Here is a 17,121-nt window from a genome sequence, read left to right as displayed (position 1 = left end):
GGAATTCCCGAAAAACCGCCAGCTAGCCTGGCGGTTTTTTTTCGCCCCACGCGTTTGAAACTCTTGTCTTTGAAACTTTTTTGATTGTCGTCCGCTCTGGCATCGCTGCCTGATCGTTTCCTGATCGCAGCGTTCGTTGCCCGCGCGAACACGCTACGAACCGATTGAGGAGAACCACCATGCCCCCGCACAATACCGACGACGTCCGCATCCGCGAGTTGAAAGAACTCACGCCGCCCGCTCACCTGATCCGCGAATTCGCGTGCGACGAAAAGGTGTCCGACGTGATCTACAACTCGCGCAACGCGATGCATCGCATCCTGCACGGCATGGAAGACCGTTTGATCGTCATCATCGGACCCTGCTCGATTCACGACACGAAAGCGGCGATGGAATACGCCGGACGCCTCGTCGAGCAGCGCAAGCGCTTCGCCGGCGAACTCGAAATCGTGATGCGCGTGTACTTCGAGAAGCCGCGCACCACGGTCGGCTGGAAGGGTCTCATCAACGACCCGCACATGGACAACAGCTTCAAGATCAACGACGGTCTGCGCACGGCGCGCGAACTGCTGTTGCGTATCAACGAACTCGGCCTGCCGGCCGGCACCGAATACCTCGACATGATCAGCCCGCAGTACATCGCCGATCTGATCTCGTGGGGTGCAATCGGCGCGCGCACGACCGAGTCTCAAGTGCACCGCGAACTGGCGTCGGGCCTGTCATGCCCGGTCGGTTTCAAGAACGGCACGGACGGCAACGTCAAAATCGCCGTCGACGCCATCAAGGCGGCGTCGCAGCCGCATCATTTCCTGTCGGTCACGAAGGGGGGGCACTCGGCGATCGTGTCGACCGCGGGCAATGAGGACTGCCACATCATCCTGCGCGGCGGCAAGACGCCGAACTATGACGCGGACAGCGTCAACGCCGCGTGCGCCGATATCGGTAAGGCTGGCCTTGCCGCGCGTCTGATGATCGATGCGAGCCACGCGAACAGCTCGAAGAAGCACGAGAACCAGATTCCGGTATGCGCGGATATTGGTCGCCAGATTGCTTCGGGTGACGAACGGATTGTCGGCGTGATGGTGGAATCGCATCTGGTCGCCGGCCGTCAGGATCTGCAGGAAGGTTGCGCGCTGACTTACGGTCAAAGCATTACGGACGCCTGCATCGGCTGGGACGAAAGCGTTGCCGTGCTGGAAGGCCTCGCCGAAGCAGTCAAGCAGCGGCGCGTGGCGCGCGGTAGCGGCAATTAAGCGGCAAGCGGCCTGGCGCGATAGCGCTGCGCCATGCAAAACGAAACCCGGCTCGACGCCGGGTTTTTGTTAGCCGAACGGACTAATGGTGCTTCATGAGCCACCTCTGTACCGTAACTTCTCATCGCCGGGTCGAAGACGATTTGACCAGGTTGGGGATTACGTATAAAATTTTGTACATGACAGGTGACTATGGAGCAGGAAAAAGAAATTCGCTGGATGGGCACCAGCTATCGCGATTTACTGGCTTTTCCCGAGGATCCGCGTCGTCAGGCCGGATTCCAACTCGGCAAGATTCAGGCAGGACTTGAGCCCGATAACTGGAAACCGTTTGACACGATTGGCCCTGGTACGCGGGAGATTCGCATCAGGGAGGCTGACGGCAACTACCGCGTCATGTATGTGACCAAGTTTGTGGAAGCGCTGTACGTGCTGCATTGCTTCCAGAAGAAAACACAGAAGTTGGGCGAGCACGATAGAAACATTGCCGAGATACGGTATCGCGCCATTATCAATGATAGGAAAACTTAACAAATGACGATCGACACCAAAATCCGTCACGTTACAAAGCCCGGGGCCAATCTGTTCCTTGAACTCGGCTTTTCTGCCGAAGAAGCCAAACGCCTGCATGCCGCATCGCAAAAGCAGATTAACGACACCCGGCTGCTCAAGGAACAACTGATGACCGAACTGTCCAGCTGGATCGAGCAGCATCATCTGAAGCAGGCCGAGGCCGCGGAGATTCTGATGGTGTCGCGCCCGCGCGTGTCCGACGTGGTCAACAAAAAGACCACGAAATTCACTATCGATACGCTGGTGGAAATGATGAGCCGTATCGGCAAGCCTGTCACGCTGGCGGTCGGTTGAGTCAAAAAGGCGCGCGGCGTGCGCTCATGTGTTTTCTGCATGATTCATCCATGCGAGTCGCCATGCGCCTTAATGTGCCCTAATACCAGTGGCACCACTGGCGCCACCGAACCGCTACTGCACCGCCCCTGAACCGAATACTTCGGTATGAATCCGCGCGGCGCCCACGCCGAGTGCGGCCAGCGCGTCGCACTGTGCGCGCATAAACGGCACCGGTCCGCAGATGTAGTAATCCGCATCGGGAACGATTGCCTGCTCCGCGATTTTCGCGAGATCGAGGCGTCCTTCAAAATCGTAATCGACGCCGGCGCGATCGGTCGATTCGATGGCTTCGTAGAACACCGCGCGCGTCACATTGGCATGCGCCGCGACCTGGTCGTTCAGCCATTGTCGAAACGCATGCACCCGGCCATTGCGGCAGGCATGCACAAAGGTCACGTGGCGCTCGCTCCGGTCGGCGAGCAACGAGGCCAGCATCGAAGTCATCGGTGTCACGCCCACACCGCCGCTCATCAGCACCACTGGCGTCGTCTTTTGGCGATCCAGCGTGAAGTCGCCCATCGGCGCGCTGACATGCACGACCTCGCCCTCTTCGACACCGTCGTGCATCAGGTTCGACACATGTCCGGGCGCCACGCCTTCGCGGCCCGCTTCACGCTTGACGGAGATCCGCAGCCATTTGCCGTTCGGCGCGTCCGACAAACTATATTGCCGCGGCTGATCAACGCCAAGTTGATCGACAAAGCGCTTCACGCTGAGATACTGGCCGGGTTCGAAACCGCAAGCCGGCGAGCCGTCCGCAGGCGCCAGATAGAACGACGTAATCTCGTCGCTCTCCACGTGCTTGCGCGCCACCTTGAACGGCCGGAAGCCCGTCCACGCGGCGCTCTCATACAGTTTCTCCTCGGTACCGATGAAGATACCGGCCAGTTGACCGTACGCGGCTTGCCAGGCGACAAGCGTCTTCTGATCGACCGCGTCGCCCAGCACGTCGACAATTGCCCCCAGCAGATGTCGACCCACGATCGGATAGTGCTCCGGCCGGATATTCAGGCTGGCATGCTTATGGGCGATTCGCGCAACGGTCGGACCCAGCGCGCCGAGATTGTCGATATTGGCCGCATAGGCATACACCGCCTTCGCCAGCGTTTCCGGCTGATTGCCGCTCTGCTGGTGAGTCTGGTTGAACACATTCTTCAACTCCGGGTGGTGCGCGAACATGCGCTTGTAGAAATGCTTGGTGATGGTCGTGCCGTGCTCGGCGAGTACGGGAACCGTGGCTTTGACGCGGGCCATCTGATCGGCGGTGAGTGTGGTCATGAGTGCCTCTCCTTAAAGATGCATTTAAGATACATCTTTAAGGAGAGGCTTTGAGCCGGACAAATTGTCACATGGTCAACAGCGGGAAGGCAGACCCTCTCTAGCCGGCGCCACGCTCGTGTTGCCATAGCACGTCCGTGCCGCCGTCCACGCGATTGAGCACACGCGCCAGTACGAACAGCAGGTCCGACAACCGGTTCACGTACTGGCGCGGCGCGGGATTGATCGTCTCGACTTCGCCCAACCCGACGATCGCCCGTTCGGCACGGCGGCACACGGTACGGCATACGTGCGCGAGCGCGGCCGCGCGCGAGCCTCCCGGCAGGATAAATTCCTTCAGTGGCGGCAAGCTCGCGTTGTAGTCGGCGAGCCAGTTGTCGAGTTGGCCGAGATGTTGATCGGTAATCATCGTATGGCCGGGGATGCAGAGTTCGCCACCGAGGTCAAAAAGATCGTGCTGAATCGCGACCAGCGCCGTACGCACCGGCTCGGGCAACGTTTCGCACAGCAACACGCCGAGATTCGAATTGAGTTCGTCGACGTCGCCAATCGCGGCGATGCGCGCGCTGTCCTTGCGCACACGGCGGCCATCGCCGAGACCGGTGGTGCCGTCGTCGCCCGTACGGGTGGCGATCTTGCTCAAGCGGTTGCCCATGATGTCTCCCATGCAGTCAGTGACGATGCGTCCGCGTCTGGCGCCGGCGCTTTCACAGCAGCCGTCACCGCGTTTATCCATATTGCGCGCATCGTGAAGTCGCCGCCATTATAGGAGTGGCAGCCGGCTCTGACGCCCGCCCATGGGCGATCGGCGTAAAATGAAGTGAAAGCTCCACAGCTACGCCCCAATATCAGGAGACATGCGTGAACCATCCTGTGCCGCCGCCCCCGCTGCGCCGCCCGTTTCCCACGGAATTGCTGAGCGCGCTCAAGGCCGCTTTTGGCGAACGCGTTTCCACGGCTGAAGCCGTCCGCGCCCACCACGGCCGCGACGAATCGCCGTTCGACCCCCAACTGCCTGACGCCGTCGTGTTCGCGCGCACCACCGAAGACGTGCAAACCATCGTCAAGTGGTGTGGCCAGTACAACGTGCCGATCATTCCCTATGGCAACGGCTCGTCGCTTGAAGGACATTTGCTGGCGGTGCAAGGCGGCGTATCGATCGATCTGTCGGAAATGAACCGTGTGCTGTCGATCAACGCGGAAGACCTCACGGTAACGGTCGAACCCGGCATCTCGCGCAAGCAGCTAAACGAAGCGCTGCGCGACACCGGCCTCTTTTTCCCGATCGACCCGGGCGCGGATGCAAGCATCGGCGGCATGTCGGCCACGCGTGCGTCGGGTACCAATGCCGTGCGCTACGGCACGATGCGCGAGAACGTACTCGCGCTAACGGTCGTTCTGGCCGACGGGCGCGTGATCAAGACCGGCACGCGGGCGCGCAAATCGTCGGCGGGTTATGACCTCACGCGCCTTTTCGTCGGCTCGGAAGGCACCCTCGGCGTCATTACCGAAATCACCGTGCGCCTCTATCCGCAACCGGAAGCGGTCTCCGCCGCGGTGTGCGCGTTCCCGTCCATGGGCGATGCGGTGCGCGCGGTCATCGAAACGATCCAGATTGGCGTGCCGATCGCGCGCGTCGAGTTCGTCGACTCGCTCGCCATCCGCTCGATCAACCGTCACTCGAACCTGACGCTGCGTGAAGCGCCCACACTGTTCTTCGAGTTCCACGGCACCGAAGCGGGTGTGAAAGAGCAAGCCGAACTGGTGCAGGACATCACCGCGCAGAATTCCGGCGAAGGTTTCGAATGGGCGACGCGGCCGGAAGACCGCAGCCGTCTGTGGAACGCGCGCCACAATGCCTATTTTGCGATGCTGCAACTGAAGCCCGGTTGCCGCGCTGTCACCACAGACGTGTGCGTGCCGATCTCGCGCCTCGCCGAATGCGTGGTGGAAACGGAGCAGGACCTGAAGGCGTCGCCGCTGCCGTGCCCGATCGTCGGCCATGTCGGCGACGGCAACTTCCACGTCGCGATCCTGATCGACCCGAACAAGCCCGAAGAACTCGTCGAAGCCGAGCGCCTGAACCAGCGCATCGTCCAACGCGCGCTGCGCATGGACGGCACCTGCACCGGCGAGCACGGCGTCGGTCTGCACAAGATGAACTTTCTGCTCGAGGAACACGGCGAAGTCGCCGTCGACACGATGCGCTCCATCAAGCACGCGCTCGATCCGCGCAATCTGATGAACCCGGGCAAGATCTTTTCCTGGGCCGCTTGAGACGTCATTGACGCCCGTGTGAGTTGCAGCAACACAGCAGCCGTTGCTGTAACTCAAGCGGGCGCGCAGGGTGAAAGCACGAGGAGACAAGTCACATGAACGCCCCCGCTGAACTGACGGCCGAAGTTCTCGCCCAGCGCCAGCGCGAAGTCGTGCAGGCGCTGATGGCGGTGTTGCCGACCCACTGCCTGCTGTATCGCGAAGAAGACACCGTCGCCTACGAGTGCGACGGCCTCGCCGCCTATCGGCGCCTGCCGCTTGCGGTCGCGCTGCCGGAAACGGAATCGCAGGTGCAGCGCATCGTCCAGATCTGCCACCGGCTCGACGTGCCGATCGTGCCGCGCGGCGCCGGTACCGGCTTGTCCGGCGGGGCGATGCCGATTCGCCACGGCGTCGTGGTGTCGCTTGCGCGCTTTCGGAAAATCGTCGAAGTCGACTCGTACGCGCGGACCGCGACGGTGCAACCAGGCGTGCGCAACCTGTCGATTTCCGAAGCCGCCGCGCCGTACGGCCTGTACTACGCGCCGGATCCGTCATCGCAGATCGCCTGCACCATCGGCGGCAATGTGTCGGAGAATTCAGGCGGCGTGCACTGCCTCAAATACGGTCTTACGGTGCACAACGTGCTGCGCGTGCGCGCCGTGACGATGGAAGGTGAAATCGTCGAATTCGGTTCGCTCGCGCCCGACGCGCCTGGCCTCGATCTGCTCGCGGTTCTGATCGGCAGCGAAGGCATGTTCGCGATCGTCACGGAAGTCACCGTCAAGCTGATCCCGAAGCCGCAAACCGCGCAAGTCATCATGGCCAGTTTCGACAACGTAGTGAAAGGCGGCGACGCGGTTGCCGGCATCATCGCGGCGGGCATCATTCCGGCCGGCCTCGAGATGATGGACAAGCCGGCCACGCGCGCCGTCGAAGAATTCGTCCATGCCGGCTATGACCTCGACGCGGCGGCAATCCTGCTGTGCGAATCAGATGGCACGCCCGAAGAAGTCGCCGACGAAATCGTGCGCATGACTGCGGTGTTGCGTGAACAGGGCGCAACCCGCATCCAGATTTCGCGCTCGGAAAATGAGCGGCTGCGCTTCTGGTCCGGCCGCAAGAACGCCTTTCCCGCTGCCGGCCGCATTTCGCCCGACTACTACTGCATGGACGGCACCGTCCCGCGCCGCAGTATCGGGCCGCTGCTCGCGCGTATCGAGGTGATGGAAAAGAAATACGGCCTGCGTTGCATCAACGTGTTCCACGCCGGCGACGGCAACATGCACCCGCTCATCCTCTTCAACGGCAACGATCTGGACGAATGGCACCGGGCGGAAGCGTTCGGCTGCGACATTCTCGAAGCGTGCGTGGAACTGGGCGGCACGGTAACGGGCGAGCATGGCGTCGGCATCGAGAAAATCAATTCGATGTGCGTGCAGTTCTCGCCCGAAGAGCGTGACGCGTTCCACGCGGTCAAACGCGCCTTCGACCCACCTGGCCTGCTCAATCCCGACAAGGGGATTCCCACCCGCGCGCGGTGCGCCGAGTACGGCAAGATGCACGTACGCGGCGGCTTGCTGCCGCATCCGGAACTGCCGCGCTTTTAGGCTGCTTGTGAAACTGCCGGCCCAGGTTCGGGCCGGCACTGAAACACCGCGCGCCAGCTGTGGCGCTTAAAACGCCGACCACCTCATCCAACTAACGGGACTCATCTCCCGCTTCCGTCCCGGTTGGCCGACGCACCGCGCATATCCAGCGCCGGCGCGCCTTTCCAGCTTTCACCCTGATTACCCGATGCGGGTCCGCTCCGGGTTGCCAGCGGGCCCCCGCCCGGTACAATCAAACGAAACACAACGAAGCACAACGAAGCAGGACACCATGGAAGAGGACGACATCGTCGCCGTTTGGTCTGAACGCGTGCGTTCGGCCAGCGCGGAAGGCCACACGTTGCGCATCCGTGGCGGCGGCACCAAAGACTGGTACGGTCAGACACTGGAAGGTGACATCCTCGACACGCGCGCCTATCGCGGCATCATTGCCTACGATCCGGCCGAACTGGTCATCACCGCGCGTGCGGGAACGCCCCTGCTGGAGATCGAGGCCGCGCTCGCCGAACATGATCAGATGCTCGCCTTCGAGCCGCCCCACTTCGGGCCGCAGGCCACGTTCGGCGGCTGCATCGCGGCCGGCATCGCCGGTCCGCGCCGGCCCGCCGCAGGGGCCGCGCGTGACTTCGTGCTCGGCGCGGTGATCATGAACGGCCACGGCCAGACGCTGCATTTCGGCGGCCAGGTGGTCAAGAACGTCGCCGGTTATGACGTCTCCCGTCTGATGGCAGGCTCGCTCGGCACACTTGGGCTGATCCTCGAATTGTCGATCAAGGTGCTGCCGCGGCCGCAGGCCGAAGCCACCCTCAAATTCGACATGAACGGCACGGACGCGGTCCGTAAGCTCAACGAATGGGGCGGCCGGCCACTGCCGATCACAGCCAGCGCATGGCGTCACGGCACCCTTGCCGTGCGGATGGCCGGCGCCGAAGCCGCGGTCAAGTCGGCGCGCACGGCGCTCGGCGGCGAAGTCGTCGACGCGGTCGAAGCGGAGCGCTTCTGGGCCGGCTTGCGCGAACAGACTGACTCGTTCTTTTCGGCGATCGCGCCGAGGGCCGCGCTGTGGCGCCTCGCACTGCCGTCGATCACCGAGCCGCTGCAACTGCCCGGCGCGCAACTGATGGAATGGGGCGGCGGACAACGCTGGTGGATCACCGACACCGACGCGCAAACCGTGCGGATCAGCGCGAAGCAGGCGGGCGGCCATGCCACGATCTTTCGTACCGGCCCCGGCTATGACCGCAGCGCTGGCGTGTTCACGCCGCTGCCCGCGCCGTTGATGAAAATCCATCGCGGCCTGAAAACCGCCTTCGACCCGGCCCGGATTTTCAATCGCGGCCGTCTCTACCCCGACTTCTGAGCGACGCGATGCAAACCAACCTCGCGGACTTCATTCGCAATACGCCCGATGGCAAAGAAGCCGACGCCATCCTGCGCAATTGCGTGCACTGCGGTTTCTGCACGGCGACCTGCCCGACTTACCAGTTGCTCGGCGACGAACTGGACGGTCCGCGCGGCCGCATCTACCTGATCAAGCAGATGGTCGAAGGTGCGCCGGTCACGCGCAGCACCCAGCTCCATCTGGACCGCTGCCTGACCTGCCGCAACTGTGAAAGCACCTGCCCATCCGGCGTGCAATACGGCCGGCTGGTGGAGATCGGCCGCAAGATCACGGAGGAAAAAGTCCCGCGGCCGTTCAGCCAGCGGATGGTGCGGCGGCTCCTCGCGAGCTTCGTGCCGAACAGCGCGCTGTTCACGCCGACCATGCGTCTCGGCCAGCACGTCCGCGCGCTTCTGCCGAAAAAGCTGCGCGACAAGGTGCCCGCGCGACAGCGCCCGCTTGAATGGCCCACCGCGAAACATCCGCGCAAGATGCTGATGCTGGCCGGCTGCGTGCAACCGTCGATGATGCCGAACGTCAACATCGCCACGGCGCGCGTGCTCGATGCGCTCGGCGTCGAAACACTGGTGGCGCCGGAGGCCGGCTGCTGCGGCGCGATCCGCCTGCATCTGGGCTACAACGACGAAGCCCTCGACGACGTGCGCGCCAACATCGACGCGTGGTGGCCGTACCTCGAACAGGGTGTGGAAGCGATCGTGATGAACGCGTCCGGATGCGGCGCGACGGTCAAGGAATACGCGCATCTGCTGCGCGACGATCCAGCGTATGCGGAGAAGGCGCGCCGGGTCGTCGAACTGACGCGCGACATTTCGGAGATCCTGCCGGAATTCGAAGAGGCGCTGGTTGCGCACTCGCGCCGCCGTTCGATTCATACCGTCGCGTTTCATCCGCCGTGCACGTTGCAGCACGGCCAGCAACTGCGCGGCAAGGTCGAACATGTGCTAACCGCGCTCGGCATCGAAGTGAGGCTGCCCGCGGACAGCCATTTATGCTGCGGCTCGGCCGGCACTTATTCGCTGACCCAGCCGAAGCTTTCGTACGCGCTGCGCGATCAGAAGCTTGAGCGGCTGCGCGCGCAGGAGCCGCAGATCATCGTGTCGGCGAATGTCGGCTGTATCGCACATCTGCAAAGTGGCACGTCCACGCCGGTCGCGCACTGGATCGAACTGGTCGAGCATATGCTGTCGACCTGACGAGTCAGCGGTATGCGGCTTGCTGCCAGTGCGGCAAGCCGATGCCAGCTTCTTCTCATCGGCCACGATCCGCCAGGGCGTGAACCGGCGGCGTCCGTATAATTCAGTTCATCGCCTTTCGCTGGACTTCCGGTTCCGTTCCATGCCCGATCTGATTCACAATCTCGACGCGGTACAGCAGCGCATCTCCCTCGCCGCACATGTCGCCGGACGCGACGCGCGTTCGATCAGTCTGCTCGCGGTCTCCAAGACCTTTCCCGCAGAAGACGTGCGAGCCGCTCATGCGGCAGGCCAACGCGCCTTCGGTGAGAATTACGTGCAGGAAGCCCTCACCAAGATCGAGACGCTGGCCGATCTGCGGGCGTCGATTGAATGGCATTTCATCGGACCATTGCAATCGAACAAGACCCGCCCGGTCGCCGAAAACTTCGACTGGGTGCATTCGGTCGACCGGCTGAAGATCGCGCAGCGTCTGTCGGAACAACGCCCCGACCACCTGGCGCCGTTGAACGTGTGCCTGCAGGTGAACATCAGCGGCGAGGCTTCGAAAAGCGGCCTGAGCATTCCCGAGGCCGTGGAGGTCGCGCAGGAAATCGCCGCGTTGCCGAAGCTGAAGTTGCGCGGCCTGATGGCGATTCCCGAACCGGCCGGCGGCATCGACGAGCAACGCGTGCCACATCGTCATTTGCGCGAACTGTTCGAGCGGCTCTGCGCCGACGGGCTTGAACTCGACACGCTCTCAATGGGCATGTCGAGCGACCTCGAAGCGGCCGTGCTGGAAGGCGCGACGATCGTGCGCGTCGGCACCGCAATCTTCGGCGCGCGCGATTACTCTAACTGACCCTCACGGGCGCTATCTCGGAACATCATGAAAATTGCTTTTATCGGCGGTGGCAATATGGCCGCGGCGCTAATCGGCGGCCTCATCAAACGCGGCGTGGCGCCCTCTGACCTGTACGCAATCGACCCCAACGAAGACGCGCGCCAGCGCAACGAACAGCAATTCGGCGTCAAGACCGGCGCCGCCGCGGACGCCGCGCTCGCGTCGTACGACGCCGTCGTGCTGGCGGTGAAACCGCAGATCCTGAAGAGCGTCGCGCAAGGGCTCGCGCCGCATCTGAAGGCGTCGCACCTGGCGATCAGCATTGTCGCCGGCATCCGCATGGACGACATGTCTCGCTGGCTGAACGGCCACGCGCGCATCGTGCGCGTCATGCCGAATACGCCGGCGCTGATCGGCATGGGCGTGACGGGCCTCGTGGCGACCGCCAGCGTCGACGAAGCGGGCCGCGCACTCGCCTCACAGGTGCTCGGTGCGGTCGGTGAAACCGTCTGGTTCGACGACGAAGCAAAGATCGACGCCGTCACCGCAATTTCGGGTAGCGGTCCGGCGTACGTGTTCTATTTCATCGAGGCGTTGCAGGAAGCCGCACGCCAACTCGGCATGGATGAGCGCCAGGGTCGCGCGCTGGCCGTGGCGACCTTCACCGGCGCCGCGCAACTGGCGGCGAACTCCGACGAGCCACCGAGCCTGCTGCGCGAGCGTGTCACGTCGAAGGGCGGCACCACCGCGGCGGCATTGGCGTCGTTCGACGCGAGCGGTATCAAGGATGCGATCGTGCGTGGCGTACTCGCCGCCGACGCGCGCGCCAAGGAAATGGGCGACGAGTTCGGCAAGCTGTAAGCGATCGGAAGATTGCTGCCAGAAAGGATGCCGCATCCGGATCAGACCGGGGTGGCGTCCGCAGTCAGGTAAAGCGGTGAAGAATTAAAACGAAGCCACCGCATAATGCGCGGCGATGCCGACAAACAGCGCACCGCCGAGCCAGTTGTTATGGCGGAATGCCGCGAAGCACGCCATCCGGTCGCGGTTGCGAATCAGCGTGTAGTGATAGATCGCGCAGCCGGCCGCGGCCACCCATCCCAGCCAGTACAGGATGCCGAAGCCGAGCATCACGCCGATGCCGACGTAAATCCCCAGCGTCACCGCGTAGCACAGCATGATCGCCAGCACGTCGAAACGCCCGAAGGTCAGCGCCGAGGTACAGATGCCAATCTTGATGTCGTCGTCGCGATCGACCATTGCGTATTCGGTGTCGTACGCGACCGACCAGAACACGTTCGCGAGCAGCATGACCCACGCCAGCAGCGGCACGTGGTCCTGAATGGCGGCAAACGCCATGGGAATGCCGAAGCCGAAAGCGATGCCAAGGTACGCTTGCGGAATCGCGAAAAAGCGCTTGGTGAACGGATACGAACCGGCGACGAACAGCGCGGCCACCGACAATTCCTTGGTCAGCGTGTTGAGCGGCAGAATCAGCAGGAAGGCCAGCAGCGACAAGCCGGCAGCCAGCGCCACCGCTTCCCACGCCTTGATCTTGCCCGATGTGATCGGGCGGTTCTCGGTGCGCTTCACGTAACGGTCGAAATCACGGTCTGCGTAGTCGTTGATCGCGCAACCCGCCGAGCGCATCAGCACCGTGCCCACCGTGAAGATCACCAGCAGCGGCCACGACGGATGGCCATCGGAGGCGATCCATAGCGCGTTGAGTGTCGGCCACAGCAGCAGCAGGCTGCCGATCGGCTTGTCCATGCGCACGAGGCGCAGATACAGGGGAAGTCGGGCGAACATGGGCGGATTCGGTGAAAGGCTGGCGGTCCCGCTATTTTACGGGATGCACACGCCAGGCAGCCGCCGCGCCGCCAGACGACCATGCGGCCGCCAAAAACCCACGCCACAAAAAGCAAAGCCTCCCGCGAAGGGAGGCTTTGCTTTTTTGCGGTTCAACGCGCGCGTCGAAGCGCCGCATTGAGTCGCTACGTCAGGCTCAGAACGCTTAAGCCAGCATCGAACGCAGCATCCACGCGGTCTTTTCGTGCGTTTGCATGCGTTGCGTCAGCAGGTCGGCGGTCGGTTCGTCATTGGCGGCTTCCGTCGACGGGAAGATCGCGCGGGCAGTACGCACCACGGCTTCCTGACCTTCCACCAGCTGGCGGATCATTTCTTCCGCAGCCGGGACGCCGTCCGCCTCCGGAATCGACGACAGCCTGGCGAATTCCTTGTAGCTGCCCGGCGCATGCACGCCCAGCGCGCGAATCCGTTCAGCGATCGAATCGACGGCCAGTGCCAGCTCGTTGTACTGCGTTTCGAACATCAGGTGCAGCGTGTTGAACATCGGCCCCGTCACGTTCCAGTGGAAGTTATGGGTCTTCAGGTACAGCGTGTAGGTATCGGCGAGCAGGCGCGACAAACCTTCTGCGATTTTCTTGCGATCCTTGTCACTGATCCCGATGTTCACGTGCTGTATGGCTTCTTTCTTGGCCATGACGACTCCTTTAAAGAGTGATACGAACCGGTGGGCTGATTGACGGTTTGCCGAAGAGCAAACCGACAACATACGAACGCTCGACAGTTTATCTTAGATAAGTAACCCGGTTCGCGAGACGCACGGCCACTTGCCGCACCCCCGCACCCCGCTAACGGCCCGATCTCAGTCTGCGTTCAGCCGCCAAACGCATGTTGCAAAGCCTGCGCGACGATCACCGCGAATCCGCTCGTGACGATCGCGAACCCCACCACCTTGCGCAGTATCAATGCCTGTTGCTGTTGCGCGCCGCGTGCGGCCGCCGAGCCGCCAATGGTGGCCATCATCATCCGGATCATGATCGTGCTCCTTCGATTCGTATCCATACCGGCGGGACGCCGATGCGCCCCGCTTTACTGCATCGTTTCACTTCAACTGCTTAATTCTGCTTGCCTTCAGCGAGGCTCGCGATCGCCGCGATCACCCCTTCCGCATAGGCCGGATCGGCGCGGCGGAAGTGCTCGATCTGACGCGCAACGATTTCCTGCGGCACACCGTTGATATGACGCGCGATGTTGCCGAACAGACGCTCACGCTGCGCCGCATCGAACAGCGCGAACAACATGCCCGGCTGCGTGTAGTAGTCGTCGTCTGCGCGATGGTCGTAACGGTCGACCGCGCCTGCCGCGAGCGGCGGCTCCGACGCATTGGCGTCCTGCGCAAAGTCGCCAAAACGATTCGGCTCGTAGTTCACGTTGCCGCCGAGATTGCCATCCGTGCGCATCGCACCGTCGCGATGGAACGAATGCGGGTTCGGCACGCGCGCCGCATTCACCGGGATCTGATGGTGATTGACGCCGAGCCGGTAGCGTTGCGTATCGCCGTACGAGAACAGGCGGCCTTGCAGCAGACGATCCGGCGAAAAACCGATCCCCGGTACGACGTTCGCAGGCGTGAAGGCTGCCTGCTCGACGTCCGCGAAATAGTTCGCCGCGTTGCGATTCAGTTCGATCGTGCCGACGTCGATCAGCGGATAGTCTTTCTGCGACCATGCTTTCGTGATGTCAAACGGGTTGAAGCGATAGTTCGCGGCTTCCGCTTCCGGCATGACCTGAATGGCGAAACGCCATCTCGGGAAGTTGCCAGCGTCGATGTTCGTCACCAGGTCGCGCTGCGCGCTTTCACGATCCTGTGCAACGACTTGTGCCGCTTGCGCGTCGGTAAAGTTCTCAATGCCCTGCATCGTCTTGAAGTGAAACTTCACCCAGAAGCGCTCGTTGTTCGCGTTGATGAACGAATACGTGTGCGAACCGAAACCGTGCATCTGCCGGTAGTTTTGCGGAATGCCGCGATCGCTCATCAGAATGGTGACCTGATGCAGCGATTCCGGATGACGCGACCAGAAGTCCCACGCGGCAATATTGCTGCGCATGTTCGTGTACGGATCGCGCTTTTGCGTGTGGATAAAGTCGGGAAACTTCAGCGGATCGCGGATGAAGAACACCGGCGTGTTGTTGCCGACCACGTCCCAGTTGCCTTCTTCCGTGTAGAACTTGATCGAGAAGCCGCGCACATCGCGCTCTGCATCAGCCGCGCCGCGTTCGCCTGCCACCGTCGAAAAGCGCATGAAGAGCGGCGTTTCCTTGCCGACCTGAGCGAACACTTTCGCCTTGGTGTAGCGCGAGATGTCGTGCGTGATCTTCAGCGTGCCAAATGCGCCCGAGCCCTTGGCATGTACGCGGCGTTCCGGAATCACTTCGCGATCGAAGTGGGCGAGCTTTTCGAGCAACCAGACATCCTGCAGGACAACCGGGCCGCGCACACCGGCGGTCATCGAATTCTGGTTATCGGCGACGGGTGCGCCGGCTGCATTGGTGAGCTTACGTTCAGACATGCGAGACTCCTGGATGATTTTTTGTCGGCGATTACTGATTGTGGGGAGAGACGCGGCGCGCTAATGCGCTCAATGCGTACGGGTGACAACTCACGCGGACAAGGCCCGATCGACCAGCAGCGACAACGCGACCGTGCGCATGCTTTGCAGCGACGCGACGAACGCGCCGGTGGCAACACGAGGGGATTGGACGGCGGCGGTCTGGGCTTGCTGCGGGTGCGATTGCGTCATGATTTCCTCCGGGTCGTATGGGATCGGGCGATCCATGGAGGAGACTATAACAATGCTATCAAACTAGCGTGTTTGATTAATCTTATCTATTCGATAGCAATGGCAGCTATCGCCGCCTTGTGGTGCCGGCCGCCGCGCGGGAGCGGCGAGCCGGCCGGGGGCGCAATTAATTGATGGCGACGGGCAGATCGAGTTTGCTGACGCCAGCCAGATCGCAGGCGTTGATTGCGTCGCAGATGGCGTCGATGGCGGGCATGCGCGTGAAGCTCTTGCGCCAGGCGAGCACGACGCGGCGATCCGGCACTGGTTCGTCGAAGGCGACGTAGCTGAGCAGCCCGGAGTCGATGCCGCCCGCGTGCGGTTTGACCTCGTGCACGGACATGCGCGGCAGCACGGTGATCCCGACGCCGCTTGCGACCATATGGCGAATGGTTTCCAGCGACGAGCCCTCGAAGGTTTTCTGGATGCCGTCCGAATTCTGCGAGAAGCGCATCAGTTCCGGGCACACGCCGAGGACGTGATCGCGGAAGCAGTGGCCGCTGCCGAGCAGCAGCATGGTTTCCTGCTTCAGATCATCCGGATCGATTTTCGGACGATTTTCCCAGGAGTGGCCGGACGGCAGCGCGACGACGAACGGTTCGTCGTAAAGCGGGCGCAGCATCAGGCCCGTTTCCGGGAACGGGAGCGCCATGATGGCGACGTCGATTTCGCCTTGCTTGAGCAGTTCGATCAGCTTGAGCGTGTAATTTTCCTGCAGCATCAGGGGCATCTGCGGGACGCGCTTGATCATCTGTTTGACGAGCGTGGGCAGTAGGTACGGCCCGATCGTATAGATGACGCCGAGGCGCAGCGGCCCGACCAGCGGGTCTTTGCCCTGTTTGGCGATTTCCTTGATGGCGAGCGTCTGTTCGAGAACGCGCTGAGCTTGCGTGACGATCTGTTCGCCGATTGGCGTGACGCTGACTTCGCTGGTGCCACGTTCGAAAATCTGGACGTTGAGTTCGTCCTCGAGCTTTTTGATTGCCACCGACAGGGTCGGCTGGCTGACGAAACACGCTTCGGCGGCCCGGCCGAAGTGCCGTTCGCGCGCTACCGCGACGATGTATTTCAATTCAGTGAGCGTCATTAGGGACCAATCAAGGTGATGAGTTCGATAGGTTCTAGTTATACACCTATAGGGTCGGTTCGCCAACTTTTTGGTTTTTGCCCGGCTGGGCAGGGTTGGTTTTTTGTTTGCCTTTGGCGGCGGCATTTCCTTGTGCCTGCGGCGTTGGCCTTTCCTTGTTTGCTTATTGGTCTATTAGCGTCGCCCCTGTGCGGGGCGGCACCTACTTTTCTTTGCCGCCGCAAAGAAAAGTAGGCAAAAGAAAGCGGCTCACACCGCCAACATTTAAGTGGGTCCCCTGGCTTGGAGGGGCTGGTGGTCCGATTAACGGATCACACCTCGATCCGTAACCGCCCGTGACACAGCCGTCATCCGCTCCCACTCCGCACTACGTGCGTCGCGGACGGGTCCACTACGGAAACCGGGTGCTTCGTTTGTGCGTGGTGGGGGCCATCGGCTTCGCCTCGGCGAGGCGTCGAAAACGCCAATCGGGTTGGTTTTGTGAAGTACCGCCCCGGCGCGCGCAGCGCCGCCGGAAGCATGACGGCCTGGTCACTCACGAGCGCAGGTGCGCAGGCTCAATCTCTACGGAGCCACGATCCCCTCCAAGCCAGGGGACTCGCTTAAAAACTAGCGGTGTGAAGCCGCTTTCTTTTGCCTACTTTTCTTTGCGGCAGGCAAAGAA

The 17,121-nt window shown here is 62.2% G+C and carries 17 protein-coding genes; 9 read left to right on the top strand and 8 right to left on the bottom strand.

The window, feature by feature from the left end:
- Nucleotides 1-179: 179 nt before the first annotated feature.
- The 3 genes from aroG to PQR27_RS02340 all read left to right on the top strand — a co-directional run bounded on the left by aroG (nucleotide 180) and on the right by PQR27_RS02340 (nucleotide 2,120).
- Nucleotides 180-1,253: a 3-deoxy-7-phosphoheptulonate synthase AroG gene (gene aroG / locus PQR27_RS02350; RefSeq protein WP_408522123.1), complete on the top strand. Its 1,074-nt coding sequence runs from the start codon at nucleotides 180-182 to the stop codon at nucleotides 1,251-1,253.
- Nucleotides 1,254-1,445: 192 nt separating this feature from the next.
- Nucleotides 1,446-1,784: a type II toxin-antitoxin system RelE/ParE family toxin gene (locus PQR27_RS02345; protein ID WP_408522122.1), complete on the top strand. Its 339-nt coding sequence runs from the start codon at nucleotides 1,446-1,448 to the stop codon at nucleotides 1,782-1,784.
- A gap of 3 nt (nucleotides 1,785-1,787) precedes the next feature.
- Entirely contained in the window at nucleotides 1,788-2,120 is a 333-nt protein-coding gene (locus tag PQR27_RS02340) for a helix-turn-helix domain-containing protein (protein ID WP_063494819.1), read from the top strand.
- A 114-nt stretch (nucleotides 2,121-2,234) separates the two neighbouring features.
- Here the strand turns inward: PQR27_RS02340 and hmpA are convergent, their stop codons facing one another.
- Nucleotides 2,235-3,440 carry an NO-inducible flavohemoprotein gene (gene hmpA, locus PQR27_RS02335; RefSeq protein ID WP_408522121.1) on the bottom strand — a complete coding sequence of 402 codons (1,206 nt, stop codon included), beginning with the start codon at nucleotides 3,438-3,440 and terminating at the stop codon, nucleotides 2,235-2,237.
- Nucleotides 3,441-3,540: 100 nt separating this feature from the next.
- Entirely contained in the window at nucleotides 3,541-4,095 is a 555-nt protein-coding gene (locus tag PQR27_RS02330; RefSeq protein WP_408522120.1) for a cob(I)yrinic acid a,c-diamide adenosyltransferase, read from the bottom strand.
- Nucleotides 4,096-4,301: 206 nt separating this feature from the next.
- On the opposite strand from PQR27_RS02330, the gene PQR27_RS02325 reads away from it, so the two are divergent.
- The 6 genes from PQR27_RS02325 (at nucleotide 4,302) to proC (ending at nucleotide 11,585) form a co-directional block, all read left to right on the top strand.
- Nucleotides 4,302-5,717, top strand: coding sequence for an FAD-linked oxidase C-terminal domain-containing protein (locus PQR27_RS02325; protein WP_408522119.1), 1,416 nt, complete (start codon nucleotides 4,302-4,304; stop codon nucleotides 5,715-5,717).
- 95 nt (nucleotides 5,718-5,812) lie between these two features.
- Nucleotides 5,813-7,306, top strand: coding sequence for an FAD-linked oxidase C-terminal domain-containing protein (locus PQR27_RS02320; RefSeq protein WP_408522118.1), 1,494 nt, complete (start codon nucleotides 5,813-5,815; stop codon nucleotides 7,304-7,306).
- A 271-nt stretch (nucleotides 7,307-7,577) separates the two neighbouring features.
- Nucleotides 7,578-8,666, top strand: a complete 1,089-nt coding sequence (gene glcE / locus PQR27_RS02315) for a glycolate oxidase subunit GlcE (RefSeq protein WP_408522117.1) — start codon at nucleotides 7,578-7,580, stop codon at nucleotides 8,664-8,666.
- A gap of 8 nt (nucleotides 8,667-8,674) precedes the next feature.
- Nucleotides 8,675-9,901 (top strand): glycolate oxidase subunit GlcF, encoded by a 1,227-nt coding sequence (glcF, locus tag PQR27_RS02310; protein WP_408522116.1) that lies wholly within the window; start codon nucleotides 8,675-8,677, stop codon nucleotides 9,899-9,901.
- Between the two features lie 142 nt (nucleotides 9,902-10,043).
- Nucleotides 10,044-10,742, top strand: a complete 699-nt coding sequence (locus PQR27_RS02305; protein WP_408522115.1) for a YggS family pyridoxal phosphate-dependent enzyme — start codon at nucleotides 10,044-10,046, stop codon at nucleotides 10,740-10,742.
- Between the two features lie 27 nt (nucleotides 10,743-10,769).
- On the top strand, nucleotides 10,770-11,585 hold the full coding sequence (proC, locus tag PQR27_RS02300) for a pyrroline-5-carboxylate reductase (protein WP_408522114.1): 816 nt from the start codon (nucleotides 10,770-10,772) through the stop codon (nucleotides 11,583-11,585).
- Between the two features lie 84 nt (nucleotides 11,586-11,669).
- On the opposite strand, the gene ubiA is transcribed toward proC, so the two are convergent.
- The 6 genes from ubiA to PQR27_RS02270 form a co-directional block, all read right to left on the bottom strand.
- A complete protein-coding gene (gene ubiA, locus PQR27_RS02295) occupies nucleotides 11,670-12,533 on the bottom strand; it encodes a 4-hydroxybenzoate octaprenyltransferase (RefSeq protein ID WP_408522113.1) in 864 nt (287 codons plus the stop codon).
- A gap of 205 nt (nucleotides 12,534-12,738) precedes the next feature.
- Nucleotides 12,739-13,227, bottom strand: a complete 489-nt coding sequence (locus tag PQR27_RS02290; RefSeq protein WP_408522112.1) for a Dps family protein — start codon at nucleotides 13,225-13,227, stop codon at nucleotides 12,739-12,741.
- Between the two features lie 176 nt (nucleotides 13,228-13,403).
- Nucleotides 13,404-13,565 (bottom strand): hypothetical protein, encoded by a 162-nt coding sequence (locus tag PQR27_RS02285; RefSeq protein WP_408522111.1) that lies wholly within the window; start codon nucleotides 13,563-13,565, stop codon nucleotides 13,404-13,406.
- Between the two features lie 80 nt (nucleotides 13,566-13,645).
- Nucleotides 13,646-15,100, bottom strand: a complete 1,455-nt coding sequence (locus tag PQR27_RS02280; RefSeq protein WP_408522110.1) for a catalase — start codon at nucleotides 15,098-15,100, stop codon at nucleotides 13,646-13,648.
- 90 nt (nucleotides 15,101-15,190) lie between these two features.
- Nucleotides 15,191-15,331, bottom strand: a complete 141-nt coding sequence (locus PQR27_RS02275) for a hypothetical protein (protein WP_408522109.1) — start codon at nucleotides 15,329-15,331, stop codon at nucleotides 15,191-15,193.
- Nucleotides 15,332-15,497: 166 nt separating this feature from the next.
- A complete protein-coding gene (locus PQR27_RS02270; RefSeq protein WP_408522108.1) occupies nucleotides 15,498-16,457 on the bottom strand; it encodes a hydrogen peroxide-inducible genes activator in 960 nt (319 codons plus the stop codon).
- Between the last annotated feature and the right edge of the window lie 664 nt (nucleotides 16,458-17,121).

This window comes from Paraburkholderia fungorum, from assembly GCF_046027215.1.
GTDB classification, from domain to species: Bacteria; Pseudomonadota; Gammaproteobacteria; order Burkholderiales; family Burkholderiaceae; genus Paraburkholderia; species Paraburkholderia fungorum_D.
The sequence above is the reverse complement of the archived record's forward strand: the minus strand, read 5'-3'. Positions and strand labels throughout refer to the sequence as shown.